The organism is Pseudomonas sp. Au-Pse12 (assembly GCF_021341665.1).
Classification (GTDB): domain Bacteria; phylum Pseudomonadota; class Gammaproteobacteria; order Pseudomonadales; family Pseudomonadaceae; genus Aquipseudomonas.
The window spans coordinates 36,745-57,669 of sequence record NZ_JAJTTH010000009.1; the positions used below are offsets into that span (position 1 = coordinate 36,745).

The 20,925-nt window shown below is 65.4% G+C and carries 23 protein-coding genes; 6 read left to right on the forward strand and 17 right to left on the reverse strand.

Going from position 1 to position 20,925, the window contains the following annotated elements; genetic code table 11:
* Positions 1–380: 380 nt before the first annotated feature.
* Entirely contained in the window at positions 381–917 is a 537-nt protein-coding gene (locus LXM55_RS23495) for a DUF4174 domain-containing protein (protein ID WP_233322557.1), read from the forward strand.
* Positions 918–994: 77 nt separating this feature from the next.
* Here the strand turns inward: LXM55_RS23495 and LXM55_RS23500 are convergent, their stop codons facing one another.
* Positions 995–2,170, reverse strand: a complete 1,176-nt coding sequence (locus LXM55_RS23500) for an aspartate aminotransferase family protein (RefSeq protein WP_233322558.1) — start codon at positions 2,168–2,170, stop codon at positions 995–997.
* 102 nt (positions 2,171–2,272) lie between these two features.
* On the opposite strand from LXM55_RS23500, the gene LXM55_RS23505 reads away from it, so the two are divergent.
* Positions 2,273–3,220, forward strand: a complete 948-nt coding sequence (locus tag LXM55_RS23505) for a LysR family transcriptional regulator (RefSeq protein ID WP_233322559.1) — start codon at positions 2,273–2,275, stop codon at positions 3,218–3,220.
* Here the strand turns inward: LXM55_RS23505 and LXM55_RS23510 are convergent.
* The 3 genes from LXM55_RS23510 to LXM55_RS23520 are packed head-to-tail and all read right to left on the reverse strand — an operon-like array spanning position 3,172 to position 4,940.
* On the reverse strand, positions 3,172–3,678 hold the full coding sequence (locus tag LXM55_RS23510) for an NUDIX hydrolase (protein ID WP_233322560.1): 507 nt from the start codon (positions 3,676–3,678) through the stop codon (positions 3,172–3,174). The genes LXM55_RS23505 and LXM55_RS23510 overlap by 49 nt on opposite strands.
* A 7-nt stretch (positions 3,679–3,685) precedes the next feature.
* Positions 3,686–4,393: an NUDIX hydrolase gene (locus LXM55_RS23515; RefSeq protein WP_233322561.1), complete on the reverse strand. Its 708-nt coding sequence runs from the start codon at positions 4,391–4,393 to the stop codon at positions 3,686–3,688.
* A gap of 1 nt (position 4,394) precedes the next feature.
* Positions 4,395–4,940 carry an adenylyltransferase/cytidyltransferase family protein gene (locus LXM55_RS23520; protein ID WP_233322562.1) on the reverse strand — a complete coding sequence of 182 codons (546 nt, stop codon included), beginning with the start codon at positions 4,938–4,940 and terminating at the stop codon, positions 4,395–4,397.
* 181 nt (positions 4,941–5,121) lie between these two features.
* Here LXM55_RS23520 and LXM55_RS23525 point away from each other — a divergent pair, with 181 nt between their 5' ends.
* The 3 genes from LXM55_RS23525 to nadE are packed head-to-tail and all read left to right on the forward strand — an operon-like array spanning position 5,122 to position 7,837.
* A complete protein-coding gene (locus tag LXM55_RS23525) occupies positions 5,122–5,769 on the forward strand; it encodes a nicotinamidase (protein ID WP_233322563.1) in 648 nt (215 codons plus the stop codon).
* Positions 5,770–5,778: 9 nt separating this feature from the next.
* Entirely contained in the window at positions 5,779–7,008 is a 1,230-nt protein-coding gene (gene pncB / locus LXM55_RS23530) for a nicotinate phosphoribosyltransferase (protein ID WP_233322564.1), read from the forward strand.
* Between the two features lies 1 nt (position 7,009).
* On the forward strand, positions 7,010–7,837 hold the full coding sequence (nadE, locus tag LXM55_RS23535; protein ID WP_233322565.1) for an ammonia-dependent NAD(+) synthetase: 828 nt from the start codon (positions 7,010–7,012) through the stop codon (positions 7,835–7,837).
* A 105-nt stretch (positions 7,838–7,942) separates the two neighbouring features.
* Here the strand turns inward: nadE and LXM55_RS23540 are convergent, their stop codons facing one another.
* The 7 genes from LXM55_RS23540 to LXM55_RS23570 all read right to left on the reverse strand — a co-directional run bounded on the left by LXM55_RS23540 (position 7,943) and on the right by LXM55_RS23570 (position 14,207).
* Positions 7,943–8,140 (reverse strand): hypothetical protein, encoded by a 198-nt coding sequence (locus tag LXM55_RS23540; protein WP_233322566.1) that lies wholly within the window; start codon positions 8,138–8,140, stop codon positions 7,943–7,945.
* Positions 8,137–8,397: a hypothetical protein gene (locus LXM55_RS23545; protein WP_233322567.1), complete on the reverse strand. Its 261-nt coding sequence runs from the start codon at positions 8,395–8,397 to the stop codon at positions 8,137–8,139. Before LXM55_RS23545 ends, LXM55_RS23540 begins: the two co-directional genes overlap by 4 nt.
* The gene (locus tag LXM55_RS23550) at positions 8,390–8,800 is read right to left on the reverse strand and encodes a GFA family protein (RefSeq protein ID WP_233322568.1); all 411 of its coding nucleotides are present in this window, start codon (positions 8,798–8,800) and stop codon (positions 8,390–8,392) included. Before LXM55_RS23550 ends, LXM55_RS23545 begins: the two co-directional genes overlap by 8 nt.
* 64 nt (positions 8,801–8,864) lie before the next feature.
* The gene (locus tag LXM55_RS23555) at positions 8,865–9,626 is read right to left on the reverse strand and encodes a fimbrial biogenesis chaperone (protein ID WP_233322569.1); all 762 of its coding nucleotides are present in this window, start codon (positions 9,624–9,626) and stop codon (positions 8,865–8,867) included.
* Entirely contained in the window at positions 9,623–10,906 is a 1,284-nt protein-coding gene (locus LXM55_RS23560; RefSeq protein WP_233322570.1) for a fimbrial protein, read from the reverse strand. The genes LXM55_RS23555 and LXM55_RS23560 overlap by 4 nt, the downstream gene beginning before the upstream one ends.
* A 17-nt stretch (positions 10,907–10,923) precedes the next feature.
* Entirely contained in the window at positions 10,924–13,389 is a 2,466-nt protein-coding gene (locus LXM55_RS23565) for a fimbria/pilus outer membrane usher protein (protein WP_233322571.1), read from the reverse strand.
* Between the two features lie 80 nt (positions 13,390–13,469).
* Positions 13,470–14,207, reverse strand: a complete 738-nt coding sequence (locus LXM55_RS23570) for a fimbrial biogenesis chaperone (protein ID WP_233322572.1) — start codon at positions 14,205–14,207, stop codon at positions 13,470–13,472.
* Positions 14,208–14,592: 385 nt separating this feature from the next.
* Here LXM55_RS23570 and LXM55_RS23575 point away from each other — a divergent pair, with 385 nt between their 5' ends.
* A complete protein-coding gene (locus LXM55_RS23575) occupies positions 14,593–15,117 on the forward strand; it encodes a fimbrial protein (RefSeq protein WP_233322573.1) in 525 nt (174 codons plus the stop codon).
* Between the two features lie 148 nt (positions 15,118–15,265).
* Here the strand turns inward: LXM55_RS23575 and LXM55_RS23580 are convergent, their stop codons facing one another.
* The 6 genes from LXM55_RS23580 to LXM55_RS23605 form a co-directional block, all read right to left on the reverse strand.
* Positions 15,266–15,781 carry a hypothetical protein gene (locus LXM55_RS23580; protein ID WP_233322574.1) on the reverse strand — a complete coding sequence of 172 codons (516 nt, stop codon included), beginning with the start codon at positions 15,779–15,781 and terminating at the stop codon, positions 15,266–15,268.
* Positions 15,778–16,299 (reverse strand): hypothetical protein, encoded by a 522-nt coding sequence (locus LXM55_RS23585; RefSeq protein ID WP_233322575.1) that lies wholly within the window; start codon positions 16,297–16,299, stop codon positions 15,778–15,780. The genes LXM55_RS23580 and LXM55_RS23585 overlap by 4 nt, the downstream gene beginning before the upstream one ends.
* Positions 16,296–16,961, reverse strand: coding sequence for a hypothetical protein (locus LXM55_RS23590; protein WP_233322576.1), 666 nt, complete (start codon positions 16,959–16,961; stop codon positions 16,296–16,298). The genes LXM55_RS23585 and LXM55_RS23590 overlap by 4 nt, the downstream gene beginning before the upstream one ends.
* A 138-nt stretch (positions 16,962–17,099) precedes the next feature.
* Entirely contained in the window at positions 17,100–17,705 is a 606-nt protein-coding gene (locus tag LXM55_RS23595) for a hypothetical protein (protein ID WP_233322577.1), read from the reverse strand.
* A gap of 69 nt (positions 17,706–17,774) precedes the next feature.
* A complete protein-coding gene (locus tag LXM55_RS23600; protein WP_233322578.1) occupies positions 17,775–19,088 on the reverse strand; it encodes an NAD(P)/FAD-dependent oxidoreductase in 1,314 nt (437 codons plus the stop codon).
* A gap of 159 nt (positions 19,089–19,247) precedes the next feature.
* Positions 19,248–20,612, reverse strand: coding sequence for a glutamine synthetase family protein (locus tag LXM55_RS23605; protein WP_233322579.1), 1,365 nt, complete (start codon positions 20,610–20,612; stop codon positions 19,248–19,250).
* Positions 20,613–20,925 lie beyond the last annotated feature (313 nt).

Consider the following 20,925-nt stretch of genomic DNA (forward strand, 5'->3'; position numbering starts at 1 on the left):
AACAGCTTCCAGGCCACCGCAGACGAAAGCGAGGTCTATTCAGGGCCGCTACTGCAAAGATATGAAATCAATTCAGAGCGCTGGCCCTTCGATGCCGTTCGCCGCTCTGGAGTGCCGCCTCTGTGGGGCACTGGCGACAGCCCGGAGCATTCACGCCAGGGCCGATCGTTCAGGTGGGCTGCGCCCTGCAGCCAATAGAAACGACGTTTTTTACAGGTTCTCGTTTAGGCCCGTTCATCCCCGAACGTAGCAAGTGGCCCGCTGCTGACGTAAGGGGGTGGTGTTTGCGGGTCGATAAAAATGTCAGATTTTAAGTCTCGGCCTGGACCTTTTCCCGCAATGCGCAATCATTACTGCGTGGAAAACATAAGGAGAGACGCATGTTCATTCGGTCATTGACCCTCGCTACTCTGCTCGCTGTTGCCGGCCCCGTCCTGGCTGCCGACAACGATGGACCATTGGCTCAGGACCTGGGCAAGTCACGGCCATTGATCGTGATCGCTCCCAGCACTGTGGACCCGACCCTGGTGAGCCTGAAGAAGTCCCTGGATGAGCCGGCCAACCGTCAAGCCTTCAACGAACGCAACATGGTCCTGTACACGGTGATCAATACCATCGGCCAGCGCGATGGCAAGGACATCGATCCGCAATCCACCATGGCCCTGATCCGCAGTCTCAAGCTCGGCGCCGGGGCGCAGACCAAGGTGATCCTGGTGGGCAAGGACGGCGAGAAGAAACTGGAGCATTCCGGGGCCATCGAGCTCAAGGAGCTTTTCAGTACGGTCGACCAATTGCCGGCGGCGGAGAAACAGGCCGCGGCTCCAGCCCCGGCCCCCGAACCGGAAGCCAAACCGGCCAATGCCAAGGCCGGCAAGGCAGCCAAGCCTGCGGCGGCGCCCAAGGCGCTGGACGATTGACTTGCAGGGGCGGCTAGCCCGGGGCAGGCGCTGAGCCGCGGCGCTTGCCAACCGGCATCGCCTCGGCCTGGGTGTGATTACAGCACTTCAAGGGCCTGGCGTAGCCCGTCGACGATCATCTCCACTTCCGCGGCATCGATCACCAGAGGGGGCAGCAGGCGGATGGTCGTGCCCCGGGTGACATTGATCAGCAGCCCATGATCACGGGCGGCGATCTGCACCAGCTGGCGCGCTGGCTGCACCAGCTCGATCCCTACCATCAGCCCCAGTCCGCGAACCTCCCGCACCGCCGGATGCCCTGCCAGTTCCTCCCGCAGCCGACGCAGCAGTTGGGCGCCGCGCTGCTCGGCGTTGGCCAGCAACTGCTGCTCTTCGATGATTTCCAGCACGGTGCAGGCCGCTCGGCAAGCCAGCGGATTGCCGCCGAACGTACTGCCATGGCTGCCTGGGGTGAACAGTTCAGCGGCCTTGCCCCGGGCCAGGCAGGCACCGATGGGAATGCCGTTGCCCAGGCCCTTGGCCAGGGTCATCACGTCCGGCACCACGCCTTCGTGCTGGCAGGCGAACCAGCGCCCGGTGCGGCCGATGCCGGTCTGGATCTCGTCGAGCATCAGCAGCCAGTTGCGCCGCGTGCACAGTTCGCGCACGGCCTTGAGGTAGCCGGGCGGAGCCAGTTGGATACCGCCTTCGCCCTGGATCGGCTCCATCAGCACGGCGCTGATGCGCGGACCGTGCTCGGCAACCACCGATTCCAGGGCGGCCAGATCGCCGAACGGCACCTTGAGAAAACCTTCCGGCAATTGGCCATAGCCCAGGCGCACCGCCGGGCCATCACTGGCGGAGAGGGTGGCCAGGGTACGGCCGTGGAAAGCGTTGTGCATGACCACCACCAGGGGCTGTTCGATGCCCTTGTGCCAGGCGTGCAGGCGCGCCAGCTTGAGCGCGGTTTCATTGGCCTCGGCCCCGGAATTATTGAAGAACGCCCGCTCCATGCCGCTCAGGCGGGTCAGCTTGGCGGCCAGTTGCTGCTGCCAGTGGATGTCATAGAGGTTGGAGCTGTGCAGCAGCAGGCCGGCCTGTTCGCTGATGGCGCTGACCAGCCGCGGATGAGAGTGGCCGATGCCGGTCACCGCGACCCCGGCGATGGCGTCCAGGTATTCGCGCCCGGTCTGGTCCCAGAGGCGGCTGCCCAGGCCTTTGCAGAAGCTCAGGGCGAGGGGCTGGTAAGTGCTCATCAGGCAGGCGGCGGTCATGGCGGGCGACTCCATCTCAGTGGGTTGTGCTGCCAGTATCGTTAGCCATTCAGGCTAGATAAACTCGCCATTTCTTTAATCATCTTGAAGTCAGGGTTGATAATGGATCTGTTCCAGGCGATGTCGGTGTACGTCAAGGTGGTGGAGGCGGGGAACATGACCGCCGCCGCCCGGGAATGCGGGATGTCCACCACCATGGTGGGCAACCACCTGCGGGCCCTGGAGCAGCGCCTGGGGGTGCGCCTGCTCAATCGCACGACGCGACGCCAGCGCCTCACCGACTTCGGCAGCGACTACTACCAGCGCTGCCTGGCGGTGCTGGGGCTGGTGGCGGATTCCGAGCGCCTGGCGGAACAGGTCCAGGGCGAACCCACCGGCACCTTGCGCATCACCGCGCCATTGACCTTCGGCACCGAGCGCCTGGCGCCGGCCCTGAGCGAGTTCCAGCAGCGCTGTCCGCAGGTCAAGGTGGAACTGACGCTGGCCAACCAGCGCTTCGACTTGACCGACGGCACCTTCGATGTGGCCGTGCGCCTGGGCAATCTGGACACCTCATCGCTGATTGCCCGGCGTCTGCAGGATTACACCCTGACCATCTGCGCCGCGCCGGAGTACCTGGAGCGCTGTGGCACCCCGCAGGTGCCGGAAGACCTGCGGCGGCACAACTGCCTGGCGTTCGCCTACCCGGCCGGTGACGAATGGAGCTCCACCGCCACCCAGTGGCCGTTGCGTGGGCCCGAGGGCGATGTGCTGGTTCCGGTGTCCGGCTCGCTGCTGACCAACACCTCGTCCGGCCTGCACCGCGCGGCTCGCGGCGGCCTGGGGCTGGTGATGATGCCCGATGCGCTGGTGGAAGAGGACCTGCAGCAGGGCCGGCTGGTGCCGGTGCTGCAGGACTATCAGTTGCCGTTTCGGACCATGCACCTGCTGTATGCCCAGGACCGCTACCGGTTGCCCAAGCTGCGCAGCTTCGTCGACTTTGCCCTGGAGAAGTGGGGGCGTCAGGCCGATTCGGCGGCCAGCAGCATCATCGCCGCCGACAGGGTGTGAGCGTCGGTGATCTGGCCGGCGGCGATCATGGCCAACAGCTCCTGGCGGCTGACCCACAGCACATGGTCCACCTCGCCGTCGGTGGCTGCGCTCTGCTGCTCGGTGACCTGCACCTGACACACCGCCACCGCGCTGGCGATCAGTGAGGTATTGCTGTGCAGCAAGCCCAGCTGGCGCACGGACGAAGCCTGCCGGCCGGTTTCTTCCAGCAGCTCCCGGACCGCGGCGTCACAGGCGCTTTCCCCGGCATCGATGGCGCCCCGGGGAAACTCGATGGACTGGCCGCCGATGGCCCGGCGCTTGAGCTCGACCAGCATCAGCCGGCCATCGGCCAGGGTCGGCACGGCCACCACGCCGTTCACCGCCTGGGCTTCCTTGATGATGAAGTAGCCGTTTTCACGGACCACCTTGAAGTAGGGGGTTTCCAGCAGGCATTGGTTGTCGGTGGCGGAACTCATCGGGGCATTACTCCAGGAAACAACGATCGAACAAATACAGCTCGGCGGGCTTGAGCTGTTCCACGGTGGCCTGGGGCCGGCCGCCGTCGCCGCTCTTCTTGCGCCCGGTGTCGCGCAGGTGGCCGGCCTCGCTCATCTTCAGCAGGCGCTGGCGGATGCTGGTCTTGAGCACCGGGCGTTGCAGCACCAGGGAGAAGACGCTCACCGCCTCGGGGGCGCTGAACTCGTTGCCGAGAAACATCAGCGGCAGGCTGCTGTACAGGGATTTGGAAAACAGCCGCTCGTGCACCTGAGCCACCAGGCTGTTGTGGTCGAAGGGCAGCTTGAAGGCGCCGCTGGCGACCTTGTCGAGGGCAAAGAAGCCCTGTTGCGCGCCGGGCTGTACCGGCTCGCTGACGATTCCCAGGTAGAAGGTCGAGGACGACCAGCAGCGCGGGTCGCGAAAGGCGTCGCCCACGGTGCCCACCTGTTCCAGCCAGGCCAGGGGCATGTCGACCTTGTTCGAGCGGCGCAGGCGTTCCACCGCGTCGTTCAGGCTACGGTCCTCGACATCGCCGTTGACCACGATACCCGGCAGCGCCCAGTGCCCGGCAAAGGGTTCGGCGTCGCGTTGATGGAGGAGGATCTCCAGTTCGCCGTGTTCGCGGTTGTAGCGCAGCAGGCACAGGTCGATGGTGTGCAGGTAGGCGCTGGGGAGGGTGCTGCGGTCGTGCATATCAACTTCCGTGGACGGCGTAGAGGCCGTAGTTTAGCGGATTCATGCCCGGTGCCAGCCACTGCTTGGGTGGTGTTTCGCCTCGGGCCAGGCATTGGCGCAACACACTGCTGCGCACCCCGGGCTGTTCCTCGATGCAGAGGATGGAAAAGCGTTGCAGCAATTCTTCGCCGCGATGGAACCTGGGCAACTGCCGCGCCACGTCTTCACCCACCACCAGGGCAATGCGCTTGCCGTCCAGGGCCAGGTCGTCGGCCAGGCGTTGCAGCAGGGTGAAGCTATACACCGGCCGCGGATCGGCCAGGGCCAGCTGGCGCTCCAGGCGGCTGACCGCCAGCTCGGCGTGACACTCGGGTTGCAGGTGCGCGGTGATCGCTTGTAACCAGCTGGCCCGTTGTTCGAAATCAGCCATGCGCTTGCCATCCGGGTGACGGAAGCTGGGCACCACAAGGACCCGGCGCGCGTGGCGCGCGGCTTCGAGCATCACCTGGGCGTGTCCGGCGTGGGGCGGGTTGAAGGCGCCGCCATAGAGGGCCAGTTCAAACATCTGTTTATTCTCATTTGGTACATGACGTGTACCTTAACATCGCTTTTACCTGCGGGAAATCTTCTTTTCCAACTGTATTTCTATGAAAGGTTAATGCGGTTTATGAAAATAAACTGCGCAGGGGGTTGTCATGAAAGTACATGACATGTACTTTGTGCTCCATGCAGAGGAGAGACCCAGCATGAACAGCCAAACGATGAAGACCGCTTCCTTCGATGTCGATGCGCAAAAGAGCTTCACCCCGCTGTGCCCGGACGAGTTGCCCGTGGCTGAAGGCGACCGCATTGGTGGCGAACTGAATTTCATGGCGACCCTGGCCAGCCTGCGCATTGGCAGCAAGGACGCCCACAGTCCCCGGGCACCCTGGGTGGTGGCCGGACATGAACAGATGCTTCAGCCCACCGGCCTGGAGCACGCCGACCTGACCTGGGTCAGCCACTGCGTACCGGGCACCGCAGGCTTCACCCTGCTGGATGAGTTGCCCACGCCCTATGACTACGACTACTTCGTGTGGAAGGGCGTGGAGCCGGACCTGCATCCCTACGGCGCTTGCTACCACGACCTGCACGGCAAGCTGTCCACCGGGGTCATCGAGTACCTCAACAGCCAGGGCGTGCAACAGGTCATCGTCGGCGGCCTGGCCCTGGATTTCTGCGTCAAGACCACCGCGCTGCAGCTGGCCGCCGCTGGCTTCAGGGTGATCATCCACCTGCCGGCCTGTCGCGCCATCAGCGCCGAGGGTGCTGCCCAGGCGATCGACGACATGCAACGAGCGGGCATCGCGGTTGCCGCGACCCGCGAAGAAACCGCCAGACTGGCCAAGGCTTGAGGAGTCATCATGGAAAGTGCATTCGACCGTAACAACGGCGTGATTCAGAGCCTGCTGGACACCGACTACTACACCTTCACCATGATGCAGGCGGTGCTGCACCAGCACCCCAATGTCGACGTGGAATACCAGTTCATCGTGCGCTCCAAAGAGTCCCTGGTGCACCTGATCCCCGAGATCCGCCAGGAGCTGGAAAAGCTCGCCGGCCTGCAGATGCGTGAAGGCGAACAGCGCTTTCTGTTCAACAAGCGCTTTCGTGAATACCTGACCCCGGACTTCGAGCAGTTTCTCGGCCTGTTCCGCTTCAACCTGCGCTACATCCACGTGGCCGCCGTCGATGGCCAACTGAGCATCCGCGTCCGTGGTCCGATGCTGCACTGCATCATGTTCGAACAGCCGGTACTGGCCATGGTCAGCGAGCTGCGCAACCGCGACAAGTACCCGGAAGTGGAGCTTGAGGACGTCACCCGCCGGCTCTACCAGAAGTTCGAATGGCTGGAGAAAAACGCCAGCCGCGATGAACTTGCCGAGTTCCGCGTCTCGGATTTCTCCACCCGCCGGCGCCTGTCGTTCAAGGCCCAGCGCGAAGTGGTGAAGATCATGCGCAGCGATTTCCCCGGGGTGTTCGTCGGCACCAGCAATGCCCACCTGGCCTATGAGTTCGACCTGCCGCTGATCGGCACCATGGCCCACCAGTGGCTGATGGTGCACCAGCAACTGGGACGGCTGCGGGAGAGCCAGAACGCGGCCCTGGAAAACTGGGTGCACGAGTACCGCGGGCGCCTTGGCATTGCCTTGACCGACTGCATCAGCACCGACTTTTTCCTCAAGGATTTCGACCTGTACTTCGCCAAGCTTTACGACGGCCTGCGCCAGGATTCCGGGGACCCGCTGCTCTGGGCCGACCAGGTCCTGGCCCGCTACCGCGAATTGGGCATCGACCCACGGACCAAGGACCTGATGTTCTCCGATGGCCTGAACTTCGAGAAATGCCTGCCGATCCTGCGTCACGTGCACGGCCAGGCCAGGTTCGGTTTTGGCATGGGTACCAGCCTGGCCTGTGACGTCGAAGGCGTCGAGCCGCTGAGCATCGTGATGAAGCTGGTGCGGGTGCATGGTGAACCGGTGGTGAAGTTCTCCGACGACCCGATCAAGAACGTCTGCGAAGACCCGTCGTTCCTGCGCTACGCCGCCCAGGTGTTCAGCGTCGATCTTGCCCACTCGCCCCTGGAGGCCTGACATGAGCAACCCAACCCAAGAACGTATCGCCCGGGAACTGGGCATCGACCGGCAACTGGTGCGCGGTGGCGAGGCCGCCGAGATCGCCCGACGCGTGGCCTTTATCCAGCAGGTGCTGCGCGAGTCCGGGTGCAGCAGCCTGGTGCTGGGCATCAGCGGCGGAGTGGACTCCCTGACCGCCGGCCGCCTGTGCCAGCTGGCGGTGGAGCAACTGCGCGGGGCAGGGCAGGAGGCCCGTTTCATCGCCATGCGCCTGCCCTACAAGAACCAGGCGGACGAAGGCGATGCCCAGGCGTCCCTGGACTTCATTGGCGCGGACGCGGTGAGCACCTGCAACATTGCCGACAGCGTCGACGGCCTGATGAGCCAGGTGCGGATCGACGGCCTGCAGCCTTCGCCGGCTCTCACGGATTTTGCCAAGGGCAACGTCAAGGCCCGGGCGCGGATGATCGCGCAGTACGCCGTGGCCAACTTCAGCAACGGCCTGGTGGTGGGCACCGACCACGGTGCCGAGGCCCTGATGGGTTTTTTCACCAAGTACGGCGACGGCGCCTGCGACCTGGCCCCGCTGTCGGGCCTGACCAAGACCCAGGTGCGGCTGCTGGCCGATGCCCTCGGCGCTCCAGGCCATCTGGTGCACAAGGCGCCCACCGCGGATCTGGAGGAACTGGCCCCGGGTAAGCTGGACGAAACGGCTTACGGTTGCCGCTACGAAGAAATCGATGCCTACCTGATGGGCCAACCGGTGCCCGATAGCGTGCGACAACTGATTGAAAGCGCCTACCGGCGCACCGCTCACAAACGTGCCTTGCCACGCATTCCCGCCTGAGCCGACGCCTTCGCCGGCAAGCCGGCTCCTACTCCATCACCCCCGGCCCGTAGGAACTGGCTTGCCAGCGAACAACCGCGCCTGCCAAGCGCGGCCACCCGCCCATCAATCCGGCCATTTCCTCAAGCTCGCTCGGCATTCTTCAATCAGCTCGGGCATGTGCTCGCGCACATCCTGCCAACCCAGCATGCCCAGCAACTCGCGCGCTTCCTGGCGCAGGGGCAGCCATTGCGGGTGTTTGAAGCCGTTGTCCTCCAGCGTTACCCCGTAGGCCTCTCGGCACAGCGCTTCACAGCCGCTCAACGCGGGTGCAGAGTGGGCGCCAGGTACGCCGGAAAGTGCTTCACGAAGCCCTCGAGATAATCCAGGTGGTTGGACCACAGGACACACTCGGCGCAGCAGCCGACCTCCGTGCGCTGGCGCTCGGCCTCCGAGGCCAGGAACTCCAGGGCCGGGCCCAGCTCTCCCAGCAGGATGATCTTTCGGTACTCGTCCTGGCCGTACCAGGTCCAGACATTCGAGGCGAGGGGGGCGCCGCAGTGGGACGATGCTTCACTCATGCTGTCTGTCTTTATCTTGTGTCGCCGGCACAGGCTGCCAGCCCTCGGGCCAGCGGTCGCTGAACGAGTGGCTGTCCGGCATCAGGGCCGGGTCGCGGTTTTCGTCGAAGCAGCCCAGGAGCAGGGCAATGGTCGGCTGATCGTCGATGGCCCCCAGGGAACTGCCGCATGCCCGGCAGAACGCCCGGCTTGAATAGTCCGATGACCTGAAGGTCGCTGGTGCGCCGGCGGGGCCGGTCCAGCGTACCTGCGCGCTGGGGAACTCGACCCAGGCCAGGGTCAATGCGCCGCTGTGCCGCTGGCACAGCGTGCAGGAGCAGGTATGGGGATTGGCGGCCGGGCCCTGGGCCTCGAAGCGGACCTGCCCGCACAGGCAGCCGCCCTGGTACAACGCTTGGTTCATGGCTGATTCTCTGGACATGCGGCGCTGATGGCCGGTGGGCGAATCTACCACGTCCGGCGTGTTTTCAAGGCACGGCCAGTCGCTGGTCGAGGGCCAGGGGCGTGCCCTGGTCGCCGATCGACTGGTAGCTCAGCCGGGCTTCGCGGCCGGGGGCCAGTCCGGGCCCCGAGGTCGGCTGAATATCCAGGGTGACCTTGGCGTAGGGCGCGAGCAGATCGCCGGGCACGGTCAGCAGCGTGCCGGGAGCGCTCAGGCGCAGGTGGTCAAGGGTGATGTGGTAGGGGCTCGGATTGTGCCAGTGCAAACGCAGGCGCCCGGCTTCGCGGGTCAGGGTAAACACCTGCCGGCCTGCGGCCTGTTCCTGGGTTTCACCGAGGGCTGTGGGACGCAGAAGGATTTTCATCTGGGTCTGTACTGTCAGGATCAGCCGGTCTTCCAGCGCCGCGCCGGTGGGCGTCGGCGGGATCTCCAGCAGGTTGAGCCAGAACAGGCTTTCCCGGTCCTGGGGCAAGGGCCTGGCGTTGAACAGGACTTTCAGGCTCTGGCGAGCGCCGGGCTCCAGGCGGAACACCGCCGGCAGGACGACAAAGGGGCTGGGGCTGTCCTCGGGTGCAGCATTGGCCTGGCCATCGTCGACCCAGCTTTGCACCAGCACCGGGGTAGCGCCGGTATTGCTCACCTCCAGAACCTGCTCGCGGCCACCGACCGGGTAGACGATCCGAGTGGCGGAGGCCAGCAGGCCGGCCTCGGCGCCGGCCTGCCACAGACTGGCCAGGGTCAGGCACAGCGTCGCCAGTAACCCGGGCGAGCGGCGGCGGTTGATCATCGGACCCTCACCACCACGTTGACCGTGGCATCGATGCGCCCCGGGGTGATCCGTTGCGCCAGGGGCACCAGCGTGGCGCTGAATTGCCCGCTGTAGCGGGTGTGGCCGGGCAGGCCGGCGCTGCGGGTCAGCAGCGGGGCCTGGGCCGAGTACCAGCCATCGCCGTTGCCGCTCGGGCTGGCGTCGCTGGGGTTCCAGCCGGCGAGCAGCAGCGGGCGCTGGTTCTGGTCGTGGATCTGCACGCCGACCCCGGTGGCCACCGTCGGGTCGCTGCCGTAGCCGCTGGACAGCAGCACCTGGGCGCCACCGCCCGGATCGAGCCGCTGCGGGTGATGGCGCTGCAGGGCCAGGTAGCTGTCGGGGGCCACCTGCAGGCCAACCGTCACCTGGCCGCCGCTGCTGCGTTCGTCCAGTGCCGGGCTGTTGCACTCGATCTCGATGCTCATCCGGGCCCGGGGGCTGTTGCCCGATTGCAGCTGGTTCAACGAGACTCGGCCGAAGTCCACCAGAGGCGTGGCGGCGTGTACCGCGCAGGTGGTGCGGCGGCTGATGCTGACGCCATTCCATAGGCCTATCGCCGCGGGCCAGTGCTGGCGCTGGTTGCTGGCGCAGCCGTTGCCGTGGTCACAGCCGGGGCTCAGGGTGGCGCTGAAGCCGCCCCCCTGGAAGGCGATGTAGGCGTTGGGGCGGGCCAGGGTGTAGGTGCCCTCGGCGAGGCTGCCGGGTTGGCCGGCGCTGTCGGAAACCCTGGCCAGTTCCACGGTGACGTCGCTGAAATGCCTGGCCTTGAATTCGACCCGGCCAGTGGCCGGGTTGTAGTCGCCGCTGAGGGGGCGGCGCTGCCAGGTGCGGGAAAAAGTCTGGCCGCTCTGGTTGTGGGTAATCTTTATCGCCACGTTGCGCCACAGGGTATGGAAGTAGCCGGGCATGCCGCTGACTTCCTGCTTGCCGCTCAGGGCGTCGGTACCGTTGGTGGCGAAGTATTCGTAGAAGGGGCCGTCGCCGGGCAGGCAGTCGTAGGCGATGGTCTCGGGGTCCACATTGGCGTTGCGCGCCACGGAAATGTTCGCCATGCCCAGCACGCTGCCGGAGGGCTGAAATTGCTCGGCGGTCAGGATGATGGGGGCCAGGCCGAGGTTGCCGTTGGCGGTGTCGTGGGCGCTGTAGGACCACACTTGGCGGCACTCTGCCTGGGCCGGCTGGGCGTTGCAGGCAAGGCCCAGCAGCAGGCCCAGGCCAAGCACGCTGGAGCATCGCAGGGGAATGGCAATCGAAGGCATGGGGCAGGTTCCTGTTGCTACAGAAGGGCGGTCTGGCCGGGCAGGCAGGTTCCGCTCAGGTTGATCATGGGTTGCTGCAGGTCGGCTTCGGGAATCCGGTAGTGGACCTGGCACTGTTCGTCGGCGTTGTCGCCCCATTGCAGGCTGAGCCGGCCCTGGGGTTCTGCGACCCGTGCATAGAGCTGGCTGGCCTGGCCCACCATGCCCACCTCGCGGCCCTGGCTGTCGTACACCGTGGCGCCCATGGGCAGGCTTTCGCCCTGGGGCCGGGGCGCCCGGACCAGCACGGCAAAACCGGCCAGGGTCTTGAACTGCATGTGCACCGCGGCACCGGCGGTGGGCGCCACGCGCTGCTGGGTTTCCTGCAGCTCGACATTACTGCGCATGCCGTCGCTGCTCAGGCCGATATCGTTGTAGCGAAAGGGCGTCAGGCTGGGCATCAGGGCATAGCCGGCGCGGTTGATTCGCGCGCCCTGGCCATTCATCACCAGGGCCCCCTCGGCGCCTTTGGCTTCGATCAGGGCGAAGGTATCCCCCAGGTAGGGGCCGCTGGTAACGCCGCCGGAGTGCAGGACCAGGGCGCCCATGGCACTGGCGGAGGCCTGCCAGAAATCATCGCCATGGGACAGGCTGCCGCCCACCGTGGCGCTGCTCAGGCGCTGTTGCAGGGTGCCGCCGAGGACCCCGTCGGGGCTGTTTCTGGCGTAGCTGGCATTGAGGCCGTAACTCAGGTCCTTGCCTTCTCCGACGCTACCGGAGAGGTTGGCCTGGTGCTGGCTGCCCTGGGTCGAGCTGTGGCTGATGCTGGTGGACAGCTTGGTGCTGCGAGATGGCCCCAGGGGCATGGACAGCGACAGCATGTGCTGGGTGTCGCTGTTCTGCCCACGGCTGTCGAACTGCCGGGCCATGGACAGGTTGTAGCTGACGCCGTTGGCGAACATGCCCGAGTAGCCGAACTGGAACTGTCGGTCCTGGCCCGCGCGATTGCGGTAGTTCTGCTGCGAGCCGGTGATGAACAACGAGTCGCGGCCACTGAGGTTCTGGCTGACCTGCACGTCGAAGCGGGTTTTCTTCTGGTAGCTGCTGGAGCTCCAGTCCTCGGGCACATGGGTGCGTGCACGTTCGCCGATGGCGTCGATCAGTTCGCGATAGCCTTCGGTGGAGTAACGGGCGTTGCCCAGGGACAGGCTGGTGCCGGTGCTTTGGAAGGTGCGGCTGAACGAGGCTTGGGTCATCTTGCCGGTCCTGCGGCCTTCGGGCAGGTTGGCCGCGGAAAACGTGGTGTTCAGGCCGAAGGCGCCGATCGGGTGGCTGTAGACCCCGCCGAGCAGGGCTGCCAGGTAGCCGTCGGCGATCCGGGTGGCGCTGCGCAGGGTAAAGGCATTGCTCAGGCCATACTCGTAGGAGCCCTCGGCAAAGGGTTCGTAGGGAAGGTTCATGCCGTTGTTGCGCACCTGCCCGGCAGCCACCGAGTAGCGCGACTGGCCCGGGCGCAGCGCATCGGGCATGGCCGAGAAGGGCACGCGGTAGGTGCTGACCTGCCCATCTGCCTCGGTCACTTCCACATCCAGGTCGCCGCCGTAACCGGTGGGGTAGAGGTCGTCGATGCTGAAGGGGCCGGGCGCCACGGTGGTCTGGTACAGCTCGTTGCCGTTTTGGCGGATCACCACCCGGGCGTTGCTGTTGGCAATGCCTCGCACCGTGGGTGCATAACCGCGCAGCGACTCCGGCAGCATGCGTTCGTCACTGGCCAGTTGCACGCCGCGATAGCCCAGGCTGGACAGCAACTGGCCGCTGGTGAAGGTTTCCCCCAGGGTCAGTTCGCTGCCCCAGTCGGCCAGGGTGCGCTGGGCGTAGGTGCGCAGGTGGCGCCAGTGGTTGGGTTGGTCGCTGCTGACGCTCAGGCTGGCCTGATGGCGCAGGCGCCAGGCCCCCAGGTTCGCTCCGGAGCGCATGCCCAGGTAGCTGGAGTAGTTGTTGTCGCCGGCCTGATTGAGGTGGAAGTGGCTGGCGTTGTAGTTGACGAAGCCGATGCTTTCGCCGTTGCTCCATTGGCTGTTGGGCACTTGCCCACGGCGCCGGGTTTGCAGCGCCGCCTGGGGGATCGACAGCTCCAGGCGCAGCGTGGAAAAGTGCAGCCGTTCGCTGGCGCCCCTGACGCTGACAGCAAGCCCTGGGCAGTCCTCTTCCAGTGCTGTTTCCAGGTAGCGCGCCTGCACCCCCAGCTCCAGCAACTGCTCAGTGTTGAAGCAGGCCTTGAGCGGTTGCTCGGAGCCCTCTTCGAAGCGCAGCTCATGGCGTCCAAGGCTTATGCCATTGACCAGTACGTCCACCGAATAGCGCCCGGCCGGCGTGGCATGGGCCTGGTTGAAACGCTCCAGCGACAAGCCGCCGGGACGGGCGCCCCGCAGCAGTCGCGGATTGAAGCTGTAGCCCGTGTCGGCCCCGGCTGTCAGCTCCGTGGTGGGTACTTGGTCGGCCATTGTCGGCCCTGCCAGCAGCATGGCCAGGGCAAGCCCAAGGGGGAGGCCGCGATGCGCGCGGGTCATGGTCGGCGGGCTGCTCAGGGCTTGAGGGCAATGCGTTTGTCCAGGCTGCCGCCGGCATCGGTCACCAGCCGCAGTTGCACCGCATCCGGCTGGCCCGCCAGGGCATTGCGCGCGACGCGCCAGGTCGCGCTGGAGAAGGGTGGCAAGCTGTTCTGCAACTGCAGCGGGGCGCTCTGGCCGCCCGCCAGCAGGTTGGCTTCGGCAAAGGTGGCGTAGTAGCCAGTGGGGTTGCTGATGTTGATCAGCCAGTCAGTGCCTTCACTGGCCAGGTGCAACGCCAGCAGCGCCGGCAGGCGCTCCAGGGGCTGGGCGATGGTGGCGGGGCGGTAGAACACCTTCAGCCGATGGCGAGGCATTACCACGAACTGGTTGCGGCCCTCCAGGTCAGCCTGGACCGGGGGAATTTCCAGCACATTGAGGAAGAACAGTGATTCGCGGTCCTCGGGCAACTGTTCCCCGGTAAAGCGCAGGCGCACTGTCTGGCCGGTGTGGCCTTCCATGCGAAACACAGGAGGCGTGGCAATGAACGGCGCGTCGGCCGTTTGCGCGCTGGACTCTTCGTTGCCCCGGTCGACCCAGGCCTGGACCAGGCTGGGGTGGTCGGAGCGGTTGTTCAACTGCAGGGATTTTTCCTGGGCCTGAGCCGGGTAGATGATGCGGCTGCCGACAATCACCACGCTGGCCTGTGCCTGACAGGCCAGCCAGGCGAGGCAGCCGGCGAGAAAGAATGCAACGGGTTTTTTTTTCGACATGACAGGAACTCTGGGCGCCCTGGCCAAGGCCGGGGGCTGGATGGAAACGGTTCGGTAGACGTCGATACGCGGGGGCGAATCGGAGGCCTGCGGAGGCGTGGGGGCGGCCGGCTTTATGGCGGCATAACGCTCGTCACGGCTCGGAAAAATCCGATTGCGAAGGTTAAAAGAGTGAGGGAGGCGATCTGAATAGGACTGGTACTAAGCTGCTATTTTCGGTGAATTATCGACAGACGACAGGGATCTCGAATGGCTCGCAAGATTAGTCATTGTCCTATTCACCCTTGGCCGGACTCTCCTGAAAATCGCCTTCCTCCAGCGCGAACCCCAGCCTCGTCGCTCGAACAACCCGCGATTGTCCCTTTCCATCTGAAGAAGACCGACCATGAAAAAAACACTGACTGCCCTGGCACTGATCGCCACCGTCTCTCAAGTCCAGGCCGCAGAAATCAAGTTCCTCGGCGAGATCGTCGATGAAACCTGCAGCCTGGAAGTGAACGGTGTGACCAATCCGACCGTCCTGTTGCCTTCGATCTCGAAGAAGGAACTGGCTTCCATCGGCCAGACCGCCGGTGAGGCACGTTTCACCCTGACCCTCAAGGGCTGCACCAGTGCCGAGGCGACCCGTTCCATCGCCGCGACTTTCCTGCCTAATGGTGACGTGACCCAAGAAGGCCGCCTGGCCAACGAGGCGCCGGGCGGCAGCAACAAGGTCAGCCTGCAACTGCTCGACGAAACCACCCCGATCAACCTGGCGTCCGGTGAGCTGAGCCGGGTGACCATGGTGGAGGAAGGCGAGTCCACCGTGGGCGTCAGCAAGGTGCTGGGCGTGCGCTACTACGCCGAAGCCTCGGGCCTGGAAGCCACGGCGGTGGAAAGCTCGATGCAGTACAGCATCAGCTACTTGTAAGGCTGCGGCCGTAGGTGAATATGTGATCCACAGACCCTCTTCGGAGGGTCTGTTTTTTGCCCGGTTTGCGGTCCGGAGCGCTGTCGCCGGCGAGCCGGTTCCTACGGGAACCCCGTCAAGCCGGGCAGGTTTCAGGTGGACACGGGTGTCATTCTTCCTGAGGAATCAGGCGATCCTTCGCCAGGTCCCGCAGCAATTCGTCGAGCATCTGCCGGCGGCTTTCGACCTGCACCGGCGGCACATACCAGGCCGCCACACTATAGCCTTCACGACGGTAGTCGTAGGTCTTGAGCAGTTGGCCGTCCTTGAGCAGGCTGCCGCGCAAGTTGCTCTGGTAGGAATAGGGCAAGGGGAAGGTCAGCAGGGTGATGGCATTCAGCGCGCCAAGCAACCCCGCGCTCTTGCCGCCTGGCTCGCTGATCAGCAGGCGGTAGCCGCTGCGGCTGTAGCCACCATCGAGAAAGGAGAAGGCTCCGGTTTGACGCAGGGCGGCAATGGTTTCCCGTTGCTCCTGTTCGTCGAAGCGACTTTTCACCGGGCCCAGGTCCAGGGTCAGCGGTACATAGGGATGTTGACTGCGGTAGTCCAGCGGCGCCATTCGGGTGCCACAACCGGTGATGATCAGTGCGCTGCACAGCAGGGCAGTCACGCCTATGGGGTTCATTGGGCCTGACTCGCGCTTGGCAACAGTTGATCCTGGCGCAGGTCGCCGGCAAAGGCGCGGGCGATGCGCTGGATATTCTGCTCTTGCATTTCACCGCCCTGATCCAGCAGCCAGGTGTATTTATGCGTCAGGTTGCGATAGCGGTATTGCTTGAGCACCTTGCCCTCATGCAGCAGGGTGATGTCGGTGTGGGTATCGATGCCATTGGACAGTGGCATCAGGAACAGGGTGGCGGCACTGAGGAAGATCAGCGGCATCGGCGGGATCTCGCGGTCGGACTTGAATTGAATCCGGGCGCTGTAGTCGCCAGGTTCACCGGCGCCGGTCTGGACATTCTCGAACACTCCGGTGGCACGCAGGGCGTTGCGCAATTCGGCGGCGCGCAAGGGGTCATCGACCATTACATGCAGGGGCACCAGATAGGCTTGGCCATCCGTCAGCGGACGGTCCGGCAAGGTGTCGGTCGCCGCGCAGCCCGCGAGCAGCAGAAAGGCGCAAAGGCTCAGGCAGGATTTCATGGATGAGGCTCCGCAGTGGCGTTGGCTGGGCTGGTTTGCTTGTCGACGGGAAGGATGAAGGGCTTGGCCTTGTCCAGGTCCAGCGGCATCCATTGCAGGTCCGGCAGCCCCGGCACCTGGCGCTGGGCAATCGCGGCATCACGGGGCATTTGATTGCTCCAGGCAAAGAAGCACTGGGTCACTTGGCTGCAGACCGAGCGAAACTCGCCGATGTAATACGCCTTGCCCGCTTCCAGGCGCAGCGGCAGGACGAACTCTTCCCGTGCCTCCTGGGACTGCAGGCGTGAGCCGAGCCCCGGGGTGTAGACCATGGACCAGAACTGGAAGTTGTAGAACTCGTAATCACCCGGCTTGAGCGGCATGACAAATACGCTGCCGGCGGCGCGGGGTTCGTGGATGTCTTTAGGCGTTGGCCGTGGGTCGTCCTGCCAGAGTGCGGCGGCGCCATTGATTGAGCCGCGCTTGCGAATCAGCAGGCGCAGGTTGGTGGCGGCACCGCCGCCGCCCAGGTACTGCGGGCCAATAGCGCCCACCAGATAGGTCGTGGGTTCGTTGGCTGCGGGTTGTAGAGGGGCGCTGACGATGGCAGCAGGTTGGCTGATGCAGCCAGAAATCATGCTGGTGGCCAGCAGCAAGGGCGAAGCCTTGATTACGCGGAACATGGGGAACCCTGAAAGTGGCTTGGGACAAGGCGCAGGCAGGGAGGCATGAGTGTGTACTTGGCCTTCCCTGGCACGGCTCGTGAGCGGCGCCGATGGTACGAGAACGGGCGGGCTTTGTGTAGCGCAGGCCTGATGGGGTTACTGACCAAACCCCGGCGCGGCCTCTTCGATCTGTCGCTTGCACGCCACTTTGGCCTGATCGGGATTGCAGGACAGCAGGGCGTCGACCTGGATGAAGCCTCGGGACAGCATGTTCTTTTCTCGCCACAGGTTGCCCCACGCCCCAAAGACCCCGGCGCTGAGCAGTAGCCCCAGGGCGAACCAGTGGTGGCCGTTGCCTGTATCAGGGATCAACAGGGTCAGGCCCGGCGCTGCCAGAGTGAGGCCAGTCACCCAGTACAGGTTGACGCAGAACGACCAGAACACAGTGAAAAAACACGCGGCAAAATTGAAGCCGATGGCCACCGCTTCCAGTTCGCCCTGGGGGTTGCGCCACTTGGTGGTGCACCAGCCAGCGACCAGCAGGCAGATGAGGATGAGGCAGGGGAGCAGCACAATGCCCGAGAGGATGCAGGTGGTTTCAACATCGGCCCTCCAGGCGCGGGTCAGGTCTTGATTGAGGCGGTCGATTCTTTCCTGGTCGAGGACTCGGATAACGGCGGTCTCGCTGGGCTCGGGCCTTGGGCCAGGGCGGGCTGAGTACGGCGAAGCACAGGGACCGCCCGCGGTTTCGCGGCGGTCCATGCCTTCGAGGGGCGGGCAGCCTGCTGAGCAAGGGGGCGGTTCAGCGAGCCGTGCAGGGTTGCCCGGCCCTCAGCGCAGTTTCTCCAGCATCTGGTAGTACCACATGCCCGCCGCCAGCATCGGGTTGCCCAACTGGTCGCCAAAGGGCACGCGGATGTGCTGGCAGGCGGCGAAGGTGTCGTAGTGGCCGAGGTGGCCGGTCAGGGCCTCGGCCATGATCTCGCCCATGATGTGGCTGGTGGCCACGCCGTGCCCGGAGTAGCCCTGGCAGTACCAGACGTTGTCCGAAAGCTTGCCCAACTGCGGGATGCGGTTGATCACGATGCCCATGGCGCAGCTCCACTGGAAGTCGATGCCCACGCCCTTGAGCGCCGGGAAGGTGCGCTCGATGCAGGGGCGCAACTCGCCGGCGATGTCCCGCGAATCCTTGCCGCTGTAGTTGGCGCCGCCGCCGAACAGCAGGCGGCCGTCGGCGGTCATGCGGTAGTAGTCGAGCACGAAGCGGCAGTCGTAGACCGCCAGGTCCTCCGGGTTCAGGCGCTTGGCCAGGTCGCCCAACGGCTCGGTGGTAACGATGCCGCCCATGGCCGGGAAGATCTTGCCCTTGAGTTTTTTCGGCTCCAGCTTGTGGTAGACGTCGCCGGCCAACAGCACCTGCTTGGCGTCGATCCGGCCCTGGGCGGTGATCACCGCGGGGCGTTCACCGTGGACGATTTCCAGCACCTGGCTGTGTTCGAAGATCAGCGCTCCCAGGCTTTCGGCGGCCCGGGCTTCGCCGATGCACAGGTTCAGCGGGTGCAGGTGCAGGTTGCGGGTGTTCTTGATGGCGCCGTGATAGAGCTCGCTTTCCAGCAGGCCGCGGACCTGGCCCCGGTCCAGCAGGCTGACTTCGTCGCCCATGCCGCGGCGCACCGCTTCTTCGTAGTCGGCCCGCAGGCCCGGCAGGTGGCTGGGCTTGTAGGCCGCGTGCAGGTGACCGTGCTTGAGGTCGCAGGCGATGGCGTATTTCTCCACCCGCTGCTGGATGATCCGGTGCCCGCGCCAGCGCAGGTTCCAGATGAAGTCGTCGACTTCCTTGCCGAGGCTGCGGCCCATCTGCTTGCGCATGGCCTCGTTGCCCGAGAGGCTGCCGGTGACCTGGCCACCGTTGCGCCCGGTGGCGCCCCAGCCGATCTTGTGGCTTTCGACGATGGCGACTTTCAGGCCGCGCTCGGCCAGTTCCACCGCGCTGGCGACGCCGGTGAAGCCGCCGCCGATGATCACCACATCCACCTGATGGGTGCCTTGCAGAGTCGGGTAGTGGGTTTCCTGGTTCAGGGTGGCGCTGTAGTAGCTGGGGCAGCGTTCGGCTGCCGGGGTCCGCGGATCGAAGGCGGCTGTCATGGAAAAATCCTCGTGGAAAAATCAACCGGGCGGCCGCGTGCAGGGCAGCCGCCAGCGCTTCAGGAGCTGTCGATGATCTGCCGGGCGCAGCTCAGGTCCGGCAAAGCGGTTTCAGGCCGCCTTGCCCATGAGCCCAGCGCCGCAGATCGTTGCTGCGGCTCAGGCCTGCGTCAGGTACCAGCGCCAGTCCTGCTCGCCGACTTCGGCCATGAACTGGCGGTACTCGGCACGCTTGACCGCCAGGTACACACCGAGGAATTCGCTGCCCAGGGCATCTCGGGCCCAGGCCGATTGCTCCAGGGCCACCAGCGAGGTCAGCCAGTCGGTGGGCAGCAGTTCGGTGGCTTGGGCGTAGCCGTTGCCTTGTACCGGTTCGCCCGGGTCGAGGTGTTCGCGCAGGCCGCGATGCACCCCGGCGAGAATCGCCGCTGCCGCCAGATAGGGGTTGGCGTCGGCGCCGCAGATGCGGTGTTCGATGTGCCGGCTATTGGCTGGGCCACCGGGCACGCGCAGGCTCACGGTGCGGTTGTCGACCCCCCAGGTGGGGGCCAGGGGCGCGTAGCTGTTGCTCTGGAAGCGCCGGTAGGAGTTGGCGTTGGGGCAGAACAGCAGCAGCGATTCCAGCAGAGACGCGAGCATGCCGCCCACCGCCTCACGCAGCAGCGGGGTGCCGGCCGGATCCTCGGAGGCGAACAGGTTGCGGCCCGCCGCGTCGGCGATGCTCACGTGCATGTGCATGCCGGTGCCGGCCAGGTGGTCGAAGGGCTTGGCCATGAAGGTCGCCTGCATCCCGTGCTTGTGGGCTACGGCCTTGACCAGGCGCTTGTAGCGCACGGCCTGGTCCATGGCCTGCAGGGCGTCACCGTGCTCCAGGGTGATTTCCACCTGCCCCGGGGCGTACTCGGAAATCGCCGTGCGCGCGGGAATGCCTTGCAGCTTGCAGGCGGCGTAGAGGTCGGCGAGGAACGGCTCGATCTGCTCCAGCTCGCGCAGGCCGTAGACCTGGGTGCTGCGCGGGCGCCCGCCATCAGCGTCCAGGGCCGGTTGCGGCCGGCCATTGCCGTCGCGCCTGGCATCCAGCAGATAGAACTCCAGCTCGCAGGCCATCACCGGGTGGTAGCCCTCGGCCTTGAGCCCGTCGATGACCTTGATCAGCAGGTGGCGCGGGTCGGCGATGCTGGCGGGCAGGCCCTCCTGCGGGTGCATGCTGACTTGCACGGCGGCAGTGGGGATCTGCCGCCAGGGCAGGCGCACCAGGCTGCCGGCCAGCGGGTAGGCGCGGCAGTCGATGTCGCCGACGTCCCACACCAGCCCGGAGTTCTCGACATCGTCGCCATTGAGGGTCAGGCCGAGGATGGTGCTGGGCAGGGGCCGGCCGCTTGCATACACCGCCAGCAGTTCTTCGCGGTGCAGCAGCTTGCCTCGGGGCACGCCGTTGGCGTCGAGGATGAACAGCTCGATCATGTCGATATCGGGGTGGGCGGCCAGGAAACCACGGGCCTCGTCTAGGGCTGCAAAATTCATCTGTGTACTCGCTTGGCGCCACTGGGGCGCGCAGGTTTTCAGGGCCTGCAACGACGCCGCGCACGGGCCGTTTGCAAGGGCAGAAATCAGGTCTGGAGGGTGCGCGCAGGGAGGCGCGCTCAAGCCAGCAGCGAGTTGTCCGGAGGGCGTGAGGAGTGGCGCAGGCGGGAACGGCACAGGGCCATGGGCAGGTTGACCAGGAGCTTCATGGGCAGGACCTGTCCAGGAAGTACGCACCGATCACGGCGGCGCGGTCCTCATGAACCTCATGAGGCGTGGCGGGGAGTGAGCGGGGCAGCGAGAACCGAGCGTC

What these genes read in the sequence shown, in the direction of transcription:
- LXM55_RS23495 (WP_233322557.1), top strand. Translation starts at nt 381, where the DNA reads ATGTTCATTCGGTCATTGACCCTCGCTACTCTGCTCGCTGTTGCCGGC.
- LXM55_RS23500 (WP_233322558.1), bottom strand. Translation starts at nt 2,170, where the DNA reads ATGACCGCCGCCTGCCTGATGAGCACTTACCAGCCCCTCGCCCTGAGC.
- LXM55_RS23505 (WP_233322559.1), top strand. Translation starts at nt 2,273, where the DNA reads ATGGATCTGTTCCAGGCGATGTCGGTGTACGTCAAGGTGGTGGAGGCG.
- LXM55_RS23510 (WP_233322560.1), bottom strand. Translation starts at nt 3,678, where the DNA reads ATGAGTTCCGCCACCGACAACCAATGCCTGCTGGAAACCCCCTACTTC.
- LXM55_RS23515 (WP_233322561.1), bottom strand. Translation starts at nt 4,393, where the DNA reads ATGCACGACCGCAGCACCCTCCCCAGCGCCTACCTGCACACCATCGAC.
- LXM55_RS23520 (WP_233322562.1), bottom strand. Translation starts at nt 4,940, where the DNA reads ATGTTTGAACTGGCCCTCTATGGCGGCGCCTTCAACCCGCCCCACGCC.
- LXM55_RS23525 (WP_233322563.1), top strand. Translation starts at nt 5,122, where the DNA reads ATGAACAGCCAAACGATGAAGACCGCTTCCTTCGATGTCGATGCGCAA.
- pncB (WP_233322564.1), top strand. Translation starts at nt 5,779, where the DNA reads ATGGAAAGTGCATTCGACCGTAACAACGGCGTGATTCAGAGCCTGCTG.
- nadE (WP_233322565.1), top strand. Translation starts at nt 7,010, where the DNA reads ATGAGCAACCCAACCCAAGAACGTATCGCCCGGGAACTGGGCATCGAC.
- LXM55_RS23545 (WP_233322567.1), bottom strand. Translation starts at nt 8,397, where the DNA reads ATGAGTGAAGCATCGTCCCACTGCGGCGCCCCCCTCGCCTCGAATGTC.
- LXM55_RS23550 (WP_233322568.1), bottom strand. Translation starts at nt 8,800, where the DNA reads ATGAACCAAGCGTTGTACCAGGGCGGCTGCCTGTGCGGGCAGGTCCGC.
- LXM55_RS23555 (WP_233322569.1), bottom strand. Translation starts at nt 9,626, where the DNA reads ATGATCAACCGCCGCCGCTCGCCCGGGTTACTGGCGACGCTGTGCCTG.
- LXM55_RS23560 (WP_233322570.1), bottom strand. Translation starts at nt 10,906, where the DNA reads ATGCCTTCGATTGCCATTCCCCTGCGATGCTCCAGCGTGCTTGGCCTG.
- LXM55_RS23565 (WP_233322571.1), bottom strand. Translation starts at nt 13,389, where the DNA reads ATGGCCGACCAAGTACCCACCACGGAGCTGACAGCCGGGGCCGACACG.
- LXM55_RS23570 (WP_233322572.1), bottom strand. Translation starts at nt 14,207, where the DNA reads ATGTCGAAAAAAAAACCCGTTGCATTCTTTCTCGCCGGCTGCCTCGCC.
- LXM55_RS23575 (WP_233322573.1), top strand. Translation starts at nt 14,593, where the DNA reads ATGAAAAAAACACTGACTGCCCTGGCACTGATCGCCACCGTCTCTCAA.
- LXM55_RS23580 (WP_233322574.1), bottom strand. Translation starts at nt 15,781, where the DNA reads ATGAACCCCATAGGCGTGACTGCCCTGCTGTGCAGCGCACTGATCATC.
- LXM55_RS23585 (WP_233322575.1), bottom strand. Translation starts at nt 16,299, where the DNA reads ATGAAATCCTGCCTGAGCCTTTGCGCCTTTCTGCTGCTCGCGGGCTGC.
- LXM55_RS23590 (WP_233322576.1), bottom strand. Translation starts at nt 16,961, where the DNA reads ATGTTCCGCGTAATCAAGGCTTCGCCCTTGCTGCTGGCCACCAGCATG.
- LXM55_RS23595 (WP_233322577.1), bottom strand. Translation starts at nt 17,705, where the DNA reads ATGGACCGCCGCGAAACCGCGGGCGGTCCCTGTGCTTCGCCGTACTCA.
- LXM55_RS23600 (WP_233322578.1), bottom strand. Translation starts at nt 19,088, where the DNA reads ATGACAGCCGCCTTCGATCCGCGGACCCCGGCAGCCGAACGCTGCCCC.
- LXM55_RS23605 (WP_233322579.1), bottom strand. Translation starts at nt 20,612, where the DNA reads ATGAATTTTGCAGCCCTAGACGAGGCCCGTGGTTTCCTGGCCGCCCAC.